At 36.8% G+C, this 500-nt stretch carries 1 protein-coding gene; it reads right to left on the bottom strand.

Annotation, left to right across the window (positions count from 1 at the left end; genetic code table 11):
• Positions 1-500: terminase large subunit domain-containing protein (locus tag EII37_RS10875; RefSeq protein ID WP_221620941.1), on the bottom strand; the 500-nt coding region annotated here is incomplete at both ends.

The following is a 500-nucleotide window of genomic DNA, read 5'->3' as shown; positions in this document are numbered from 1 at the left end:
GTGTCCTGCATAGGTAATCCCATATTAAATGCTAAGAACTTATTCTGTAACGCTGGGTCTCCTTGTGCCAGTTCGTACTCTTCAATAACTCCTGACCACTTAGGGACATGACCAATAAGAGGCAATGCCATAGTCCAATTCTTTTTATCTTTGACCTGCTCATGATTTTCTAGCATGTAAAGCAAGCCGAACGACCTATCATTGTAAAATTCTTCTTCTGATTTGAAGCGTTCAACAAGTTTATCATATAATCCGTCTCGTTTAAGTCCGCCAGAAGTTATGTAAATACTTTGCCAGTTGTCTTGTTTTTGACGTGAACCTTTATTGACTGATTCTGTTATATCTTCGCCATAGGTATGGACTTCATCAAATATATTAAGTGAACTGTTACCACCTTGCGCTCTCAAAGTATCATTTGTTTGCTTTTTGAAAGTGGTTTTAAAAGAAGTAAATTCTAGCCCTTGTTTTGTACTCTTGAAAATCTTGTTTTCATTGTACAC

Source organism: Streptococcus sp. OH4692_COT-348 (assembly GCF_003859975.1).
In the GTDB taxonomy this organism is placed as follows: domain Bacteria; phylum Bacillota; class Bacilli; order Lactobacillales; family Streptococcaceae; genus Streptococcus.
Note: the sequence above shows the minus strand (reverse complement) of the source record. Positions and strands in the feature narration are given on the sequence as shown.